Genomic DNA, 17433 nt, shown 5'->3' on the forward strand with positions numbered 1-17433 from the left:
CGATCACCGCGGACCGCGCCCCGACCGGCAGCAGCAGTCACAGGCGGACGATCATGATCGAAGATCGCCGACCGCCATGCGCCCATGCTCGAGGCAGCGCGGGAGCGCGCAGCGTGTCAACGTCGGCTGAAACTGACCCCTTGTCGACCCCGCCGCATGGGGGTCAGTCTTCAGGCGCCGTCGACACAGCGCGGGAGCGGCACGGCCGGGACCGATTCTGCAACGCCCGCCCCCTGCCGCCCATGTCCCGATCCCGCCGACCATGGCCGGAAACACGCCCGAACCGGCCCGACGATCGTTGTGAGGGGGTGGAACGGGACCACCGCAAAGTGCGCGAGCACGCGGCAGCGACGGGCTCGTCCCGGACAGGCCTGGGCCCGCGCCGGGAACGGCCGCCCACCCAGCCACGATATTCGGTCGGCAGTTGCGCCAACCCGACCACCCCGCCAACGATCGAGAACAGGGAAAACCCGGCCGATCACATGGAAGGCCCAGACCTGGCGTGAGGCAGTGGCAGCGAGCCGGGAACGGCGCGCCCACAGGAGATTCCACGACGACGTAGACGTGAGAGGGGCTGGATCTTCCTCGAATTCCTCTCACGTCTATCGGATCATGAAAACGGGAATGCTCGGGGAGCGCGAGCGGCAATGATCGGAGAAAGTGTCGCCGAGTTCGGAACAGCCTTGTGCCGGGAACGCCGCCCCTGGCCGCTCCGCCGACTTCGAGCCGGGACCGGGGGTGCTCACGAGACGACGGTCGTGACCCCGCGGCTCTCGACGCAGGCTTCCACGCCGGCTCGGGCTGTCCGACCGGGAGATCACCTGCGGCCGTGGGGTCTCCGGCTGGAGCTGATCTGGCCGACTCGATCCTGCTGCGCCTGGGACACTGGCAGCGCCGATGGTTGATCGACAGGGGTGGTGCGCGTGCGTGCGGTGCAGGTGAAGCGGCTCGACGGGCCGGAGGCGGTCGAGGTCGCCGACGTCGCGGACCCGGTCCGCGGCGAGCAGGACGTGCTGGTCGAGGTGAAGGCGGCCGGGGTGAACTTCCCGGATCTGCTGCTGACCAAGGACATGTACCAGTACAAGCCCGAGGTGCCGTTCGTGCTGGGCGGCGAGTTCGCCGGGGTGGTGCGCGAGGCCCCGCCCGGCTCGGAGTTCGCGCCCGGCGACAGGGTCGCGGCCACGAGCACCATCGGCGGGTTCGCCGAGCTGGCCGCCGTGCCCGTGCAGAACGTCTACCCGCTGCCGGACGCGGTCTCGTTCGCGGCCGGGGCCTGCGTTCCGCTGAACTACCTGACGATGATCTTCGCGCTGACCACGCGCGCGCAGCTGGTCGAGGGCGAGACCGTGCTCGTCCAGGGCGCGGCGGGTGGGATCGGCACGGCGAGCATCCAGCTGGCGAAGGCGTTGGGGGCGCGGGTGATCTCGGTGGTCTCCACGCCGGAGAAGGCCGAGTTCACCGCATCCGTCGGTTCCGACGAGTCGGTGCTCGCGGACGGGTTCAAGGACGCGGTCCGGGACCTGACGGGCGGCAAGGGTGTCGACGTGGTGGTCGACCCGGTCGGCGGTGACCGGTTCACCGACTCCCTGCGCAGTCTCGCCCCGCTCGGCCGGTTGCTGGTGATCGGCTTCACCGCGGGCGACATCCCCACGGTGAAGGTCAACCGCCTCCTGCTCAACAACATCGACGTCCGCGGCGTCGGCTGGGGCGCCTACGCCGCGTCACGGCCGGGGTTCACCCGCGCGGAGTGGGACCGGCTGCTGCCGCACCTCGGGTCCGGCGTGATCGATCCGCCGATCAGTGCGACGTTCCCGTTGGAGCGTGCGGGCGAGGCCGTGGCGTTGCTGGGGGCGCGCAGCGTGCTGGGCAAGGTCGTCGTCGAGCCGTGAACCGGCAGTGAACGCCGGGCCGTTAGGGTCGTCGCGTGAAGCCTGCTGGGGACGAACTCACTCCTGACGGTGGCGAGGCGACGACAGTGCACCCGCCGGTGGAGCAGCTGATCGGCCTCCGGCGAGAGGATCGGCCCGATGCCGTCGTCGTACAGGTGAGCGGCGCGGTCGACGGCCTCACGGCGCCCCGGCTCCGCACGCTCATCGTCGCCGCGCTCGACCAGCTCGACGGGCGCCCGCTCGTCCTGGACCTCACCGAGGTCGGGTTCTTCGGGTCGTCCGGGCTGCGCGCGCTCGCCGACGGCACCGAACGGGCGGCGACGCGCCCCGGGTTCGAACCGCTGCGCGTCGTCGTCGACCACAACCGGCCGGTACTGCGGCCGATCGAGCTCACCGGCTACGACGCGGTCCTCGCGCTCTACCACGACGTGGACGCCGCCGTGGCCGGCACCGTGACGGAGTGATCGGTCTGCGGGCCGAGTACTCCGGGAGGACGATCCTGACGTGAAACCGCCATCCGACCAGGACGAGCATCCGGGCCGCCCGCCTCGGGTGCCACTGTCGGGCGCCGCCGCGCGGTCGCCGTCCACCGTTCCCCCGCTGCGGATGGCGCTGCCGGCCGACTGGGTGGCGCCCTCCATCGCGCGTGACCGGCTCGAGCACTGGCTCCGTGACCTGGTCTGGCCCGCCGCGCAGCGCGAGGACCTGGTGTTGGCGCTCAGCGAGGCCGTCAGCAACAGCGTGGAGCACGGTTACGGCGTGCGGTCGGGCAGCGCGGGGCACGAGGACGCCGTCGTCGAGGTGGTGGCCGAGCTGGTGGCAGATCCCGACAGCGCCCAGCGGGTGGCGCTCACGGTCCGCGACTCGGGCGGGTGGCGGCAGCCGAGCGACGCCGCGCACCGCGGCCACGGGCTGCGGATGATCCGCGCCGGCGGCGACGAGGTCGTCATCGACGGCGACGAGGGTGGCACCACCGTGAGGCTGACCAGCCGGCCGGCGCCGCGGGCACGGCGGGGCTGAGGCCGGTCAGCCCGTCAGCCCCGAACGGTGGGCGATCACGGCGAGCGCGGTGCGGTCGCGGGCGTGCAGCTTGCCGAGCAGCCGGCTGACGTAGGTGCGTGCGGTGGCCGGGCTGATGTACAGGGCGCGCCCGATCTCGTCGTTGGTCTCGCCGAGCCCGACCCGGGCGAGCACGGCCAGCTCGCGGTCGGTGAGCAGGGACAGACGCGGGTCGGGTTGCGGCGGGGCCGGCGCGGCGGCCAGCCGGTCCATGACGCGGCGGGTGATCGCGGGGGACAGCAGGTTGTCGCCCGCGGCGACGGTGTGGACGGCGCGGCGGAGGTCCTCGGCACCGATGTCCTTGAGCAGGTAGCCGGCGGCGCCGAGGGTGACGGCCTCGACGATGTCGGCGTCGTCGTCGAACGTGGTGAGGATGACGGTGCGGACGGCGGCGAGTGCGGGGTCGGCCCGGATCGCGGCCACCGCCTCCAGCCCGGTCATCACGGGCATGCGGATGTCGACCAGCACGACGTCGGGCCGGTGCTGCCGGACGACCGACAGCCCGGCGCGACCGTCCGCGGCCTCGCCGACGACGGTGATCCCGGGCTCGGTCTCCAGCAGCGCCCGCAGCCCGGCGCGCACGAGGTCCTGGTCGTCGACGAGCGCCACGCGGATCACGGCGGGGGCTCCAGGGGGATTCGGGCCTGCACGCCGAACCCTCCCTCCTCGCGGGCGCCGGCCGTGAGCTCACCGCCGAGGGCGTGGGCGCGTTCGGTCATGCCGGCGATGCCGTGGCCGCCGGTTCCCGGCGACGCCACCGCGCCACCGTCGTCGGTGACCGACAGCGCGAGCGCGGTCCCGTCCGTGCGGGCGACGACGTGGACGTGCTCCGCCCCGGAATGTCGCACCGCGTTGGTCACCGCCTCCTGCACGATCCGGTGGGCGGCCGCGTCGACCGTCGCCGGGAGTGTGCCCGGCGCGACGTCGATGTCCTCGATGACGCGGATGCCCGCCTCGCGCGCGGTGCGCAGGACCGGCTCGACACCCGAGAGCGACACCAGCCGGTCGGTGGCCTCGTCGGGCGCGCGCAGCACGGCCACGGTGGTGCGCAGTTCGCGCATCGTGCGACCGGCGGCGTCGCGGATGAGCGCGAGGGCCTCGCGGGCCGCGCCCTCGTCGCGACCGACCGCCTCGCGCGCCACGTCGGCGTGCAGGGAGATCACCGCGACCGTGTGGCCGAGTGAGTCGTGCAGGTCGCGGGCGATCGCGAGGCGTTCGGCGTGGACGCGCCGCTCGGCGTCCTGCGCGTATTGCCGCGCCTGCAACCGCGTGAGCTCGTGCTGCTGCGCGCGCTGGGCCCGGCGGCTGCGCAGCGTGTCACCGAGCGCGATGGCCGCGGCCATGAGCGTGACGTGCGGGACGAGGTCGTAACCCAGGACGAACGCGACGTCCTGCCCTTCGAGCAGCCGGAACCACAGTGATGTGCCGACGGCGACGAGCGAGGCCCCGATCGCGGTGGCCAGGCGTCCGGCCTCCGCCGCCGAGAACAGGGCGGCGGCCACCGGGACGGCGAGGCCGACGGCGGGGTAGCCCGCGGCGTAGTAGGCGAACAGGCCGAGGACGCTGACGGCCAGCACGGCACGGGGGTAGCGGCGCCGGGCGAGCATGAGCGCGCCGAGGCCCACCGCCCACAGGTACGCGGCCGCGTCCGGGTGCTGGCGCCCGCCCTGCCCGGCGGAGATCACCACCGAGACCACGACCGCGACTCCCACGCCCAGCGCGGTGTCCACCGACCACGCCGGGAACGGCCGGCGCCTTGCGTGATCGTCCACGTGAGGAGCGTAGGGAATCCGGGGCGGCGCGGTCAGCGTCGAGGAGCGACCCGATCCGTCGCTCCTGGACGTACCCGGTCGAGATCGGAGACGGATGGCGCGCGGTTCCCGCGCTCCTAGCGTCGCCCGACATGGAGAACACCCGCCGGCAGGAGCGCTCCGCGCTCGGCCTCCCCGTGCTCGCCCTCGTCGGCCTGGCGCTGCTCGCCGCGCCGCGGGTGGTGTTGCACGACCTCGACGTCATCCAGGAGGGCACCTTCCCCAACGCCCTGTTCGTCTTCGTGCCCCCGGTGGCCTGGATCGCGGTGGTGGTGCTGCGGCGGGTGCCCAACCCGTTCCTGACCCTCCTGGTGATCGGCGCGATCTACGGCGTCCTCCTCGCGCTGGGTCACCAGCTGCTCTGGGACGTGAGCTTCCCCGACGGCACGCCCCGGCTGGGCGGGAACCTCGCCGACGTCCCGGCGGCGACCAGCGCGGTCGTGGTGCGGAGCTTCGCGGCGGTCGGCAGCGTCTTCACCGGTGTCCTCGTGGGCGCGGTGAGCGGGCTGGTGGCCTGGGGGATCAGCAAGGTCGTCAGCCGACGATGAGCTCGTGCCAGTAGCTGCCTGCGCTCACCAGGTGGGCGCCGAGGAGGTCTGCGGCGCGGTCCTCGTCGCGCTCGAGGACGGCCTGGAAGATGCGCCGGTGCTGGGCGTCGGACGTGCGGCAGCGTTCGCGGTCGCGGAAGTAGTACTCCCGCTGGCGCACGGTCATCAGGTAGAAGATGTTGACCAGGCGCAGGAGCACCGAGTTCTGGGTGGCCGAGACGATGCCGCAGTGGAAGTCGCGGTCCAGCTCGCCGACCGGGCCGCCGGTGGCGAGGGCGTGGTCCCACTCGGCGAGGCAGCGCCGTAGCGCGTCGATGTCCTCCTCGCGGTGGCGGCGGCAGGCGAGGCGGATGGCCTCGAGCTCCTGGATGCGCCGGACCTCGGCGGTCTGGTCGATCTCGTCGCGGGACAGCGGGATGCCGAGCTCGGCGAACAGGGCGAGCGCCTCGATGCTGGCCGACTCGGTGGTCATGTAGATGCCCGACTTCGGGCGGCGCTCGATCACGCGCAGCGCCTCGAGGACGGACAGGGCCTCGCGCACCTGGGGCCGGCTGGCCCGGAACCGCTCGGCGAGCTCGCGCTCCGACGGCGCCCGCTCGTGAGGGGCGTAGCCCCGGGAGAGCAGGAACGGGACGAGCTCGGCCACCAGTGCGTGCGGTTCCTTCACGACCACTCCTCCATGCCCACTCCTCCTGTGCCGACCGGGCGGGCATCGGGGACGCGCGGTCTTCCAATCTGGTCAGACCAGATGTTACGCTTCGGCCACGTTCCTACGCTCCCGGGGGCCACCGCCGTCCCCGCTCGCCGCTGGTTTCCACGTCGAGAGGAGTTCCGCCCGATGCTCGACGCGCTCGATCCGTCCGTGCCGGAGGCGCCTCGCGGGTACGACTCGCCGACCCCGTCCGATGCGATCGAGACGTTCGACGTGCGCCCGCCTGACGAGGGGTACCCGGGCGCAGACGTCGGTCGGATCCGCTCCCCGGGCTCCGACCTCGACCGGACGGGAGAGCGGCTCGCCGCTCTCGGGAAGGCCCTCGCCGGGTAGCCGCGCCCACTTCCGCCCCGCCGATCGTCCGACCGGCTCGGACGGTGGTCGCCGCACGCCCCGAGGAGGAGGACCCGCGATGACCAGGCACACGGTCGACCGTTCGCCGCGCCCTGCGCCGGACGGGGACGCCGCGCCGTCCTGGCCCGCGGAACGCACGCCCTGGCCCGCCCGCCTCCCGCCGCTGGCCAACTGGCCGGTGATCTTCGCCGTCCCGTTCGTCATCACGTCGCTGCTGGTCGTGGGCTACCCCGTGGTCTACGGGTTCTGGCTGGGCAGCGACCTCGATCTGTACGAGGACCTGTTCACCGACGAGACCTACCTCTGGACGGTCTGGAACACGGTGCTGTTCGTGGGCGTGGGGGTGAACCTCAAGCTGGTGCTGGCGCTGCTGCTCTCCGGGTTCTTCGCGTTGGGGTCGGGGTGGATCCGGGCCCTGCTCGCGATCAGCCTGCTGCCGTGGGCGATCCCCTCGGTGCCCGCGTTGCTGTCGATCCACTGGATGCTCAACCCGCAGTGGGGGATGCTGGGCACGCTGCTGGGCACGGTGGGGGTCGAGAACCCGGCCTGGCTGATCGACTACTGGTGGGCGATGGCGGCCGCGATCGGCGCCCACATCTGGAAGTGGCTGCCGTTCTGGACGCTCATCATGCTCGCGGCCCGGATGGCGATCCCGCAGGACGTGTACGAGGCGGCCGCGGTGGACGGCGCCACCGGGCTGCGGCGCTTCTGGTGGGTGACCTTCCCGATGCTCAGCAACGTGTTCCTGACCAGCGCGCTGCTCTCCACGATCTGGACGCTCTCGGACTACAACAGCATCCACTTCATCACCGGGGGCGGCCCTGCCGACTCCACGCACGTGCTGGCCACGCTCGGCATCCGGTACGCGTTCGCCGTCGGCGACATCGAGCAGGGCGTCGCGGTGGCGCTGAGCGCACTCCCGGTGATCGTCCCGCTGATCGTCGTGCTGGTGCGCAGGCTCGGCAGGGAGGGGGTGTAGGTGGCCACGACGACGATGGGCACGCCTGCCGCACGGGCGCGGCGGGCGGTGGGGCTCGGGGCGATCGCGGTCGTCCTGCTGGTGTGGACGCTGCTGCCGATCTACCACATGGTGATGATGGCGCTGAGCCCCGACGGCGAGGTGTTCGAGCGCCACCTGTGGCCGCAGAACCCCACGCTGGAGAACTTCTGGACCGTTCTCACCGCGGGCGACTTCTTCATCGAGCAGTTCTGGCGGCAGCTGTGGAACAGCATCTACGTCGCCGTGGTCACCACACTGCTGGTGCTCGCGATCGGCACGCTCGCCAGTTTCGCGATCGCGCGCCTGCGGCCCCGCTGGGGCAACGCGCTGTCGAATGCCGCGCTGGCCACCTACGTCGTTCCCACGAGCTTCCTCGCCATCCCGCTCTACCAGGCGATGGCCACCTACAGCCTGCTCGACACGGCGTGGGCGCTGATCCTCTCGATGACCGCGTTCGCGTCGCCGTACGCGATGTGGGTGTTCACGCAGTACGCCAAGAGCGGCATCCCGCGGGAGCTGGACGAGTCCGCGCGCGTCGACGGCGCCACCAACTGGCAGATCTACTTCCGCATCTACCTGCCGCTGATGCGACCGGTGCTCGTGGCGATCGGCACCTACGCGATGTTGAGCGCCTGGAACGAGTACCTGCTCGCGTTCCTGCTGCTGAACTCCGCGGAGAACATGACGCTGCCCGTGGCGCTCGGGTCGTTCCTCAACACCGACCAGGTGCCGTGGAACCTGCTGATGGCCACATCGCTGTTCTACGCGGTCCCGCCGGTGATCGTCTACTACGTGTTCCGCAAGAACGTCACCAGCGGGATGACCGCCGGGGGCGTGAAGACGTGACCTGCTCGACGAGGAGAAGGGAACGGCGATGAGAACGGGGATGCGCTCCGACCACCGGTTCATGGGAAGGCGCGAGTTCCTGCGCGGCGCCGGGCTCCTGGCCGCAGGCGCGTCGGCCGCGCCGCTGCTCTCGGCCTGCGGCAGCTCCGGCGCCGGCAGCAGCGACGCGCTGGTCGTGTGGTGGAACCAGGGCTTCTACCCGGCGGAGGACGAGGCCGTGATCCAAGTGGGCCGGGCGTGGGAGCAGCAGTCCGGTCAGCGCCTGGACCTGCAGTTCTACGGCACGCAGGACATCGCGCAGAAGGAGCAGAGCGCGGTGGCCGCCGGTCAGACGCCCGACGTGCTGTTCGCCGAGAAGGGGATGACACCCAAGCACGCGTGGGAAGGGCTGCTCGCCGACGTGACGCCGGTGGTCGAGGCGCTGGACCTCACCGAGGGCGCGCTGCGGTCCGCCCAGCTGTACAACAACGAGGAGGAACGCACCGCGTACTACTGCGTGCCGATGTGGCAGTTCACGGTGTCGCTGTTCCACTGGCGCAGCATGCTGGCCGACGTCGGCATGGACCACGCCCGGGCGCCGGCCGACTGGGCGGGCTACTGGCAGTTCTGGCGCGATGCGCAGGACGCCCACCGCGCCCGTGGCAACGACGAGGTGTTCGCCCTCGGCTGGCCGATGGGCACGGCTGCGGGCGACACCAACTACGACACCCAGCAGGCGCTACTGGCCTACGGCGTGGACATGTTCGACGACCAGAACAACCTGCGCCCCGTCGACGAGCTGCGTGGCGGGATCGCCGACGCGCTGGCCTGGATCACCGATCTGCACAAGCAGGCCTACACCCCGGGCGACGCCGTCAACTGGCAGGACAGCAGCAACAACACCTACTTCCTCAACCACTCGGTGCTGTGCACGCCGAACGGGTCGCTGTCCATGCCCGGCGCGGTGAAGGACGAGGACCCGCAGCAGTGGCAGGACATCGTGACCACCGGCTTCCCGGAGCGGGCGGTCGGCGGACCGATGCCCTCGATCACGCTGGTGCACGACGCCGTCGTGTTCGAGGCGAGTGAGAAGAAGGAGATGGCGCTCGACTTCCTCACGTTCGCCATGCGCCCGGAGAACATGGTCGAGATCCTGAAAGGCGGTCAGGCCCGCTGGTTCCCGGTGCACACCCAGCTGCTCGAGGACCCGTACTTCGCCCAGTCCGAGGACCCGAACATCCAGGCGGTCGTGGCGCAGCTGCGCGGGCCGACCGTCCCGTCCTGGGCGAACCTCAACCCGGCCTACGCCCAGGTCGAGAGCTTGCAGGTGTGGGGCAACGCGCTCGGCCGGGTGGCGTTGCAGGGCCAGTCACCGCAGGAGGGTGCCGACTGGGCACTCGAGCAGATCCAGGAGCAGTTCGAGGACTTCGACCGCGGCTAGCGGCCAGGAAGGGGACCGGACACGTGAAGATCGCAGCCGTTCGCTGCGTGGAGTACACCGGCACGCTCGACCACCCGGGTGCGTTCTGGGAGGAACGCCTCATCCGCCCGGTCGACATCTACCCGCAGTTCCGGGCCGAGGGTCCGGGCTTCCTCCCGCCCACCGGTTCGGGCTCCTACCGGGTCACGTCGGTGTTCGTGCACATCCAGACCGACGAGGGCGTCACGGGGACGGCGGGGCCGATCACCCGGGAACAGGCGCACGTGATCGAGACCGGCTTCGTGCCGTTGCTGACGGGCCAGGACCCGCTGGCCACCGAGTACCTGTGGGACGTCATGTACCGCTACGCGGTGCACGGCCGCAAGGGTGTGGAGATGATGGCGATCAGCGCGCTGGACTGCGCGCTGTGGGACCTCAAGGGCCGCTTCTTCGGCGTGCCGGTGCACGTCCTGCTGGGCGGGCCGACACGGGCGACGATCCCGGCCTACGCCTCCGCGCTGGGCTACTCGCTCGACCCGGACAAGGCGCGGGAGCGCGCCGCGGAGATCGTGGGCCGCGGCTTCACCGCCACCAAGTGGTTCCCCCGGCACGGGCCGACCGACGGCAAGGCCGGGATCGAGGCCAACGTCGCGCTGGTCGCGGCGCTGCGCGAGACGGTGGGTCCGGACGTCGACATCATGGTCGACGCCTGGATGTCCTGGGACGTGCCGTACACGCTGCAGATGGCCGAGCGGCTCGCCGAGTACGCGCCGCGGTGGATCGAGGAGCCGGTCATGCCGGACAAGCCCGCGTCCTACGCCGAGATCACCCGCCGGATGCGCCCCGGGATCCTGGTGTCGGGCGCCGAGCACGAGTACACGCGCTGGGGCATCCACCAGCTGATGGCCGCCGGCGCCATGCACCTGTACCAGCCCGACACCTACTGGGCGGGCGGCATCAGCGAGATGCTCAAGATCGCGGCCCTGGCGAGCGCGTACGACGTGCAGCTCATCCCGCACGGGCACTCGGTGCCGGCCAACACCCACCTGAGCTTCGCGCTGTCGCCGACGCTCACACCGATGATCGAGTACCTGATCAAGTGGAACACGCTGCACCAGTGGTTCCTCGCCCATCCCGTCCACCCCGTGGACGGCGTGCTGACCCCGCCGACCCAGCCGGGTCTGGGCATGGATCTGGACGAGAACCGCATCGAGAGCAGGCAGGAGCTGACCTTCGCGTGACGACGAGCAAGGGAGACGGCATGGCACGGACGCTGCGGGAGCACTGGGACGGCACCGAGGCGACGATCGGGGGGTGGTGCTCGATCCCGAGTGCCTTCTCCGCTGAGCTGATGGGCCGCTCGGGCTTCGACTGGGTCTGCGTGGACACCCAGCACGGCCTGATCGGCTACGACCAGCTGGTCCCGATGTTGCAGGCACTGTCGATCACCGCCACGCCCGCGTTCGTGCGCGTGCCGTGGAACCAGCCCGACCACATCATGAAGGCCCTCGACGCCGGCGCGCAGGGAGTGATCGTGCCGATGGTCAGCTCGGCCGACGAGGCGCGGGCGGCGGTGGCGGCCGTGAAGTACCCGCCGATGGGGATGCGGTCCTGGGGGCCGATCCGCGCGGCCCTGGACGTCGAGGGCTACAGCCCCGAGCTCGCCAACCGGCGCACCGTCGTCGCGGTGATGATCGAGACGCCGGGCGGGGTCGAGAACCTCGACGCGATCCTCGCCGTGCCCGGCGTCGACGCGGTGTACGTGGGCCCGTCGGACCTGGCGCTGGGCCACGGCATGACCCCCACGCTCAACGTCACGGACCCGGAGCACGAGGCGCTGATCGAGACCGTCATCGAGGGCTGCCGGCGGGCCGGGATCGTCGCGGGCATCCACTGCGACAGCGTCGAGACCGTCCGGCGCTGGCACGCCCGCGGGTACGGCATGTTCACCGTCGGTTCCGACGCGGCGCTGATGCGGCAGGCGGCCACGACCGTGGTCGCGCAGGCGTTCGAGGGCAGCCGCGACGTCGTGCTGCCCTCGACGGGGCAGTACGCGTGACGGCCCCGGCAGACCGGGTCGAGCTAGCCGTGATCGGCGGTGCCCGTCCCGCGGTGCTGGAGGCGCTGGGTGCCGAGTTCACGCTGCACCACGTCGGGGCGGGTGACGATCTCGCCGCCGCGCTGGGGCCTGCGGCCGAACGGATCCGCGGCGCGCTTTCCAGCCCGATGGTGGGGCTCTCGGCGGCCACGATGGAGGCGTTGCCGAAGCTGGAGATCGTGGCGCTGTTCGGCGTCGGGCTCGAGCGCACCGACCTCACCACGGCGGGAGAGCGCGGCGTCGTGGTCACGACCACCCCGGTGCTCTACGAGGACGTCGCCGACACCGCCGTCGTCCTGGCCATGGACGTCTCCCGCCGGGTCACCGCGGGGGACCGGTGGGTGCGGGCGGGCCGGTGGGGGACCGGCGGGCCCCCGGCGTCGGGGCGCCGGTTCTCCGGTAAGAAGGCCGGGATCCTCGGGATGGGCCGGATCGGGCGGATGCTCGCGAAGCGCCTCGCCGCGTTCGACATGGAGATCGGCTACTACGACCCGCGGCCCGCGCCGGACGTCGAGTACCGGCTCCACCGCACCGGCGTGGAGCTGGCCGAGGCCTCGGACTTCCTGTTCCTGTGCGCGGCGGGCGGGCCGGGGCAGCGCGACCTCGTCGGCGCCGAGATGCTCGCCGCGCTCGGCCCGGAGGGCGTGTTCGTCAACATCTCCCGCGGCTGGCTGGTCGACGAGCAGGCGCTGGTGGACGCCGTGGTCTCGGGCACGATCGGCGGGGCCGGCCTGGACGTGTTCGCCGAGGAGCCGCACGTCCCTGCGGCGCTGCGCGAGGCGGACAACGTGGTGGTGCTCCCGCACATCGCGAGCAACACGGAGGAGACCCGCCAGGACATGGACCAATGCATGATCGACAACATCCGGAGCTGGTTCGCCACGGGTCAGGCGGTCACCCCGGTGCCGCCGCCCGGCTGAGGCGCGAATCGTCGCGGTGGTCCGGGACGCACCGTCCTCGTGGCGGCCGGTGCAGCACGAGCGAGACGTGAGCGGGGTCGCGCCCTGATCGAACCCCGCTCACGTCTCGCTCGTCGTGGGATCTTCCTCCAGCAGGGCTCGCGTCTGTGATCGTCGGACCCCGGGCGGCGGCGAGGCAGGAAGTGTCGAGCCGGGAACGGCACGCCCACCGCAGCCCGGGCTACGAGGCAGGGCCACGGGGAGGAGCTCACGCCCACGAGCCGGCTCAGCGCCCCCCGCGGGAAGCCGGGCTCGCCTGCGCTCCGGAGGGCAGGGCGGCGGCCGCCGCGACACCGGCTGCCGCGGCGATCGCGAGCACGATGAACAGCAGCGTCTCCGTGCCGGGGCTCGTGGGGGCCAGTGGGCCTGCCAGCAGGCTCGCCCCGGCCACGCTGCCCAGGTAGCGGCTCGTGAAGAAGACACCGGTCGCCGTCCCGGTGTCGTGCTGCGCCACGTCGTGCAGGGCGCCGAGTTGGAAGGCGGGCATCGACAGGCCGACGCCCGCGCCCATCACGGCCAGCGCGGCGACCAGCAGCGGGAGGGGGAGCCCTGCCGGGTCGAGCACCAGCGGCACCAGGCCGGCCAGGACCAGCGCGAGCCCGGCGACGGCGGGCAGCCGCAGCCCGGCGCGGTCCGCGAGCCGGCCGCCGAACACGGCCAGGGGGGAGGACGCGAGCGTCAGCGCCCCGAGGACGAGGCCAGCCTGCGCGCCGTCGATCCCGCGGTCGTGCAGCAGCAGCGGCACGGCGAGCAGCGTGACGTAGAAGGCGAGGTTGGACAGCCCGATGCCGGCGGCGGCGGCGACGAAGCTGCGGTGCGTGAACAGCCGCGGCGGGAGCACCGCGTCGGGATGGCGCCGCTCGTGGCGGACGAAGGCCCACGTGGCGACGGCCAGGACCGCGCACGCCGCGGCGAGCACGGCGCCGCCGGGAGCGGTGTCCAGCAGCACGGTCAGCCCGATGAGCAGGGCGCACAGCCACCCGGCTCCCACGACGTCGAACCCGCCGGCGCTGCGGTTGGCGGGGCGCGGGGCGTGCGGGATGACCCACCAGCCCAGCACCAGCGCGAACAGGGTGACCGGGAGGTTGACCAGGAAGATCGCCGGCCAGCCGCCGAACTCGACGAGGACGCCGCCGAGCACCGGGCCGACCGCCGCCGCGAGCGGCAGCACCGCGCCGACCACCCCGAACGCCCGCCCCAACCGGTCGGGCGGAGCGGCTTGACGCAGCAGCGCGAAACCCGTCGGTGCCAGCAGCGCGCCCGCGACGGCCTGGACGACGCGGCACGTGACGAGCAGCGGCAGGCTGTGGACGAACGCCGCGAGTCCGGAGGCGAGGAAGAGCAGCGCGTACCCGGTGAGCAGGACCGGTCGCGGCCCGAGCCGGTCGCCGAGCTTGCCCGCGAGGGGCTGCAGCGCGGCCATCGTGATCAGATAGGCGGTGACCAGCCAGCTCATCGTGCCCGCGTCGACGCGCAGGTCGGCCGCCATCGGTGGCAGCGCCACCGCGATCATCGTGGAGTTCAGCGGGCCGAGCACCGCGCCGCACAGGACGACGGCGGTGATCGCGCCGGGCCGGAGGGGGCGGGTCGTGGTCAACCCGCCGCACCGACGTGCGCGACGGTCCCGGCGTTGCCGTCCACCACGACCCGTTGCCCGTCGACCAGCAGCCGGGTGCCGTTGACGGTGCCCATGACCGCCGGGATCCCGTGCTCCCGCGCCACGATCGCGGCGTGCGACGCGGCGCCGCCCGCGTCGACGACCACGGCTGAGGCGAGTGCGAACAGCGGCGTCCACGTCGGGTTGGTGTAGGGGCAGACCAGGACCTCGCCGTCCTGCAGGGTCGCGAACTCCGACTCGTCGTGGACGACTCGGACCGGGCCGACGGCGGTGCCCCGGCTCGCGGGGGTGCCGCGCACCCCGCTGCCCTCGGCGGGCAACGCCATCAGCTCCGCCGGGATGATCGTGTAGCCGGGGAGGGCGGCCCGGCGGGCGGCCTTGCGCCGCGCCACGGTCTCCCGGACGGCGGCGGGCACGAGGTCGGACACCTCGGCGCGCTCCAGGTAGGCGATGTCGTCGGGGGTGTCGAGCAGGCCGCGTTCGCAGTACCGGCGTCCGAGCTCCAGCAGCACGCGCCGCACCACGGCGATCGTCATCATGAGCTGGTAGTGGCTGTCCTCCCGGAATCCCGCGGCCGTGCGGGCCGCGTCGACCAGCCGCCGGACCACGGGGGCGAGCAGCCGCGCGCGCGGCCCGCGGGCGCAGGCGAGCTCGGCGCGGGCACGGGCGAGGCGGGTGGCGGCGTCGACGTCGGCGGGCCGGCCCCGGGCGAGGCCCTTGATCAACCCGTGTGCCACCTCCGGGGTCTCCCGCAGCGGTGGCAGGCCGACCGTGAAGATCGACATCTCGCGGAAGCCGAACTCGCGGAGGTAGGCGTCGACGTCGGCGAGCAGCGCCCGCCCGGCCGCCGACCCGCGCAGCCGCTCGGCCACCTGCGCGGGTTCCTCCTCGCAGTAGGCGTCGCGCAGCTCCGGGTCCGCCCGGACGGTGGCGGCCATCCGCTCGAGCGCGGCGTTGGCACTGGTCGTGACGCAGGGGATCGCGGACATCAGCCCGGCGTGCAGGGAAGCCACCCGCTCCCGGCCGACGACCGCGGCCAGCAGCCGCTCGGACATCGCGCCGGCCAGCACGCCGCGGGGAACGGCCCCGAACCGCGACGGCATGAGCCCGCCCGTCGTGGCCAGCAGGGCGTCGACCTGCTCGAGCAGCTCGCGGTCGGAGAGCCCGCGCAGGTCGGCTGCGTCCGCGCGCCGGCAGCCCGCCACCAGGGTGCGATCCGACCGGTCCCGCCACGCGGTGGTCGAGGTGCACAGCAGCCGGACGAGGCCCGGCAGGGCGCGGGGGAGGCCGGTGACGGCCCGTCCCGTGAGCCGCACTCCGGGCGGCGGGACGAGCTGGACCACGCCGTCGTCGATCTCGACCACGGTCTCCTCGAGCGTCGGCGTGGCGAGGCCTGCCGACCGGGTGGCGGCGAGGACCGCGCGGAGCGCGGGGCGCAGGAAGAGCGAGGTGTCCATCGGGAACGGCGGGAACGGCATGTGGTCGGCGGCCATCCCGTAGTCCCGACGCCGGCGCCCGCCGCGCGGCGGCGCGTCCGGCTCGTCCGGGAGGGCCGTCAGCGGCCGGGCCTGCACGAGCTGGAACCGCCCCGCCGTGTAGGCCCACTCGATGTCCTGCGGCGCGCCGAACGCCTCCTCGACGTCGCGGCCGATCCGCACCAGCTCGCAGGTGCCGGGCACCGCCGCGGCGCCGCTCACCGGCCGCCCGGTGGCCTTGTCGGCGACGAGGTGCTCGCCGGTGGCGGTGCCGGAGACCAGCGCCTCGCCGAGGCCGCGGACGGCCTCGACCACCACGCGGTCGCGCCGTCCGGTGACGGGGTCGGCGGTGAAGAGCACGCCCGCCCACTCCGCGTCCACCATCTCCTGGACGACGACGGCGAGCGCGAGGTCGCTCTCGTCCCAGCGGTAGCGCTCGCGGTAGGCCACCGCCCGCGGCGTCCACAGCGACGCCCAGCAGTTGCGGACGGCCGCGAGCACCGCCTGTTCGCCGTCGACGCCGAGGTAGGTGTCGTGCTGCCCGGCGAAGGAGGCTCCGGCCAGGTCCTCCGCGGTACCCGAGGACCGGACGGCCACCGGCCCGCGCAGCCCGGCGCCGGCGGCTCGCACGGCCGCGACGATCCGTTCGGGAACCGGTGCGCACGGGATCCGCTCGTGCAGCTCCTGCGGTCCGCGTCCGGCCAGGCCGGTGGTGTCCAGGAAGTCGCGGTAGGCGGCAGTGGTCACGACGAACCCGTCCGGCACCGGGAAGCCCGCCCCGATCAGTGCGCCGAGCCCGGCGGCCTTGCCCCCGACGAGGTCCGCGTCGTGACGTCCGACGTGCGACAGCGCAAGCGTGTAGTCGGCCACGGCAGGCCTCCCGTACGGATTTGTTCACCAGTTGGTGGAGTTCACGCTACCGCGGCGACACCTGTTGTTCAACATCCGATGAACTAAGCTGCGCCGATGACCGTCGAGGAGTCGGAGGGCCGACCCGGCCGACCCGGCCGGTGGCGCACGGGGGAGCGCAGCCGCCGGCGCATCCTCGACGCGGCCCGGGCCTGCTTCGCCGAGCGCGGGTACGCCCGGGCCACGATCCGCCAGATCGCCGCGGAGGCGCAGGTTGACCCGGCGATGGTCTACTACTTCTTCGAGGCGAAGTCGCAGCTGTTCGCCGCGGCGCTCGCGATGCCGGTCAACCCGGCCGAACGGGTGGCGTCCGAGCTCGCGGGCGGAATGGACGGCCTGGGGGAGCGCATCGTGCGGCACTTCCTCGCCGCGTGGGACCACGCCCCCGTCGAGCCGCTGCTGACCCTGCTGCGGTCCGCCCCCACCGACGAGCGCTCGGCCACGATGTTCACCGAGTACGTCGAACGGGAGATCGTCGCCCGCATCGCCGCGGCCGTACCGGAGCCCGCGCGCCTGCGCGCCGAGCTCGTCGGTTCGCAGCTGATGGGCCTGGCGCTCGCCCGCTACGTGGTCCGCATCGAGCCGCTCGCCTCCACCCCGGCGGACGCGCTGGCGGACTGGATGGGACCGACGTTGCAGCGCTACCTCACCGGCCCCGCACCGGCGTGACGGGCGGCACGCGGGCCCCCTGCCGGGTTTCGGCGGGCCCGGCACGGGCAACGGAACCGTGTGGATCGAGAAGCAACGGACGACACG

Annotated in this window: 17 protein-coding genes; 12 read left to right on the forward strand and 5 right to left on the reverse strand. The window is 72.9% G+C overall.

Annotated features, from left to right (window positions below; all coding sequences use genetic code 11):
• Nucleotides 1-923 precede the first annotated feature (923 nt).
• The 3 genes from CFP66_RS14120 to CFP66_RS14130 are packed head-to-tail and all read left to right on the forward strand — an operon-like array spanning nt 924 to nt 2909.
• The gene (locus CFP66_RS14120; RefSeq protein ID WP_094924698.1) at nt 924-1889 is read left to right on the forward strand and encodes an NADPH:quinone oxidoreductase family protein; all 966 of its coding nucleotides are present in this window, start codon (nt 924-926) and stop codon (nt 1887-1889) included.
• Nucleotides 1890-1924: 35 nt separating this feature from the next.
• On the forward strand, nt 1925-2353 hold the full coding sequence (locus CFP66_RS14125) for an STAS domain-containing protein (RefSeq protein ID WP_094923970.1): 429 nt from the start codon (nt 1925-1927) through the stop codon (nt 2351-2353).
• A 40-nt stretch (nt 2354-2393) separates the two neighbouring features.
• Nucleotides 2394-2909 carry an ATP-binding protein gene (locus CFP66_RS14130; protein ID WP_143517257.1) on the forward strand — a complete coding sequence of 172 codons (516 nt, stop codon included), beginning with the start codon at nt 2394-2396 and terminating at the stop codon, nt 2907-2909.
• A gap of 6 nt (nt 2910-2915) precedes the next feature.
• Here the strand turns inward: CFP66_RS14130 and CFP66_RS14135 are convergent, their stop codons facing one another.
• Both CFP66_RS14135 and CFP66_RS14140 read right to left on the reverse strand, forming a co-directional pair.
• Nucleotides 2916-3566, reverse strand: coding sequence for a response regulator transcription factor (locus CFP66_RS14135; RefSeq protein ID WP_094923976.1), 651 nt, complete (start codon nt 3564-3566; stop codon nt 2916-2918).
• Complete coding sequence (locus CFP66_RS14140) at nt 3563-4720, reverse strand: sensor histidine kinase (RefSeq protein WP_094923979.1); 1158 nt, start codon at nt 4718-4720, stop codon at nt 3563-3565. Before CFP66_RS14140 ends, CFP66_RS14135 begins: the two co-directional genes overlap by 4 nt.
• Before the next feature lie 131 nt (nt 4721-4851).
• On the opposite strand from CFP66_RS14140, the gene CFP66_RS14145 reads away from it, so the two are divergent.
• Nucleotides 4852-5307 carry a hypothetical protein gene (locus tag CFP66_RS14145; protein WP_094923982.1) on the forward strand — a complete coding sequence of 152 codons (456 nt, stop codon included), beginning with the start codon at nt 4852-4854 and terminating at the stop codon, nt 5305-5307.
• On the opposite strand, the gene CFP66_RS14150 is transcribed toward CFP66_RS14145, so the two are convergent.
• Complete coding sequence (locus CFP66_RS14150; RefSeq protein ID WP_158228097.1) at nt 5294-5974, reverse strand: FadR/GntR family transcriptional regulator; 681 nt, start codon at nt 5972-5974, stop codon at nt 5294-5296. The two genes, CFP66_RS14145 and CFP66_RS14150, sit on opposite strands and share 14 nt — an antisense overlap.
• A 171-nt stretch (nt 5975-6145) precedes the next feature.
• On the opposite strand from CFP66_RS14150, the gene CFP66_RS47900 reads away from it, so the two are divergent.
• The 7 genes from CFP66_RS47900 to CFP66_RS47905 all read left to right on the forward strand — a co-directional run bounded on the left by CFP66_RS47900 (nt 6146) and on the right by CFP66_RS47905 (nt 12636).
• The gene (locus CFP66_RS47900; RefSeq protein WP_158228098.1) at nt 6146-6352 is read left to right on the forward strand and encodes a hypothetical protein; all 207 of its coding nucleotides are present in this window, start codon (nt 6146-6148) and stop codon (nt 6350-6352) included.
• Nucleotides 6353-6431: 79 nt separating this feature from the next.
• A complete protein-coding gene (locus tag CFP66_RS14155; protein ID WP_158228099.1) occupies nt 6432-7352 on the forward strand; it encodes a carbohydrate ABC transporter permease in 921 nt (306 codons plus the stop codon).
• Nucleotides 7353-8219 (forward strand): carbohydrate ABC transporter permease, encoded by an 867-nt coding sequence (locus tag CFP66_RS14160; protein ID WP_198961445.1) that lies wholly within the window; start codon nt 7353-7355, stop codon nt 8217-8219.
• Nucleotides 8220-8247: 28 nt separating this feature from the next.
• The gene (locus tag CFP66_RS14165; protein ID WP_094923991.1) at nt 8248-9639 is read left to right on the forward strand and encodes an ABC transporter substrate-binding protein; all 1392 of its coding nucleotides are present in this window, start codon (nt 8248-8250) and stop codon (nt 9637-9639) included.
• Nucleotides 9640-9662: 23 nt separating this feature from the next.
• Entirely contained in the window at nt 9663-10859 is a 1197-nt protein-coding gene (locus CFP66_RS14170) for an enolase C-terminal domain-like protein (protein WP_094923994.1), read from the forward strand.
• A 20-nt stretch (nt 10860-10879) separates the two neighbouring features.
• Nucleotides 10880-11677 (forward strand): HpcH/HpaI aldolase/citrate lyase family protein, encoded by a 798-nt coding sequence (locus tag CFP66_RS14175; RefSeq protein WP_094923997.1) that lies wholly within the window; start codon nt 10880-10882, stop codon nt 11675-11677.
• Nucleotides 11674-12636: a 2-hydroxyacid dehydrogenase gene (locus CFP66_RS47905; protein ID WP_158228100.1), complete on the forward strand. Its 963-nt coding sequence runs from the start codon at nt 11674-11676 to the stop codon at nt 12634-12636. Before CFP66_RS14175 ends, CFP66_RS47905 begins: the two co-directional genes overlap by 4 nt.
• A gap of 265 nt (nt 12637-12901) precedes the next feature.
• On the opposite strand, the gene CFP66_RS14185 is transcribed toward CFP66_RS47905, so the two are convergent.
• Both CFP66_RS14185 and CFP66_RS14190 read right to left on the reverse strand, forming a co-directional pair.
• A complete protein-coding gene (locus tag CFP66_RS14185) occupies nt 12902-14272 on the reverse strand; it encodes an MFS transporter (RefSeq protein ID WP_094924000.1) in 1371 nt (456 codons plus the stop codon).
• Nucleotides 14269-16638 carry a PEP/pyruvate-binding domain-containing protein gene (locus tag CFP66_RS14190; protein WP_094924003.1) on the reverse strand — a complete coding sequence of 790 codons (2370 nt, stop codon included), beginning with the start codon at nt 16636-16638 and terminating at the stop codon, nt 14269-14271. Before CFP66_RS14190 ends, CFP66_RS14185 begins: the two co-directional genes overlap by 4 nt.
• A gap of 96 nt (nt 16639-16734) precedes the next feature.
• Between CFP66_RS14190 and CFP66_RS14195 the strand changes: the two genes are divergently transcribed.
• Nucleotides 16735-17346: a TetR/AcrR family transcriptional regulator gene (locus CFP66_RS14195; RefSeq protein ID WP_094924005.1), complete on the forward strand. Its 612-nt coding sequence runs from the start codon at nt 16735-16737 to the stop codon at nt 17344-17346.
• Nucleotides 17347-17433 lie beyond the last annotated feature (87 nt).

Source organism: Pseudonocardia sp. MH-G8 (assembly GCF_002262885.1).
Lineage (GTDB): Bacteria > Actinomycetota > Actinomycetes > Mycobacteriales > Pseudonocardiaceae > Pseudonocardia.

What these genes read in the sequence shown, in the direction of transcription:
- CFP66_RS14145 (WP_094923982.1), top strand. Translation starts at nt 4,852, where the DNA reads ATGGAGAACACCCGCCGGCAGGAGCGCTCCGCGCTCGGCCTCCCCGTG.
- CFP66_RS14155 (WP_158228099.1), top strand. Translation starts at nt 6,432, where the DNA reads ATGACCAGGCACACGGTCGACCGTTCGCCGCGCCCTGCGCCGGACGGG.
- CFP66_RS47900 (WP_158228098.1), top strand. Translation starts at nt 6,146, where the DNA reads ATGCTCGACGCGCTCGATCCGTCCGTGCCGGAGGCGCCTCGCGGGTAC.
- CFP66_RS14165 (WP_094923991.1), top strand. Translation starts at nt 8,248, where the DNA reads ATGAGAACGGGGATGCGCTCCGACCACCGGTTCATGGGAAGGCGCGAG.
- CFP66_RS14195 (WP_094924005.1), top strand. Translation starts at nt 16,735, where the DNA reads ATGACCGTCGAGGAGTCGGAGGGCCGACCCGGCCGACCCGGCCGGTGG.
- CFP66_RS14175 (WP_094923997.1), top strand. Translation starts at nt 10,880, where the DNA reads ATGGCACGGACGCTGCGGGAGCACTGGGACGGCACCGAGGCGACGATC.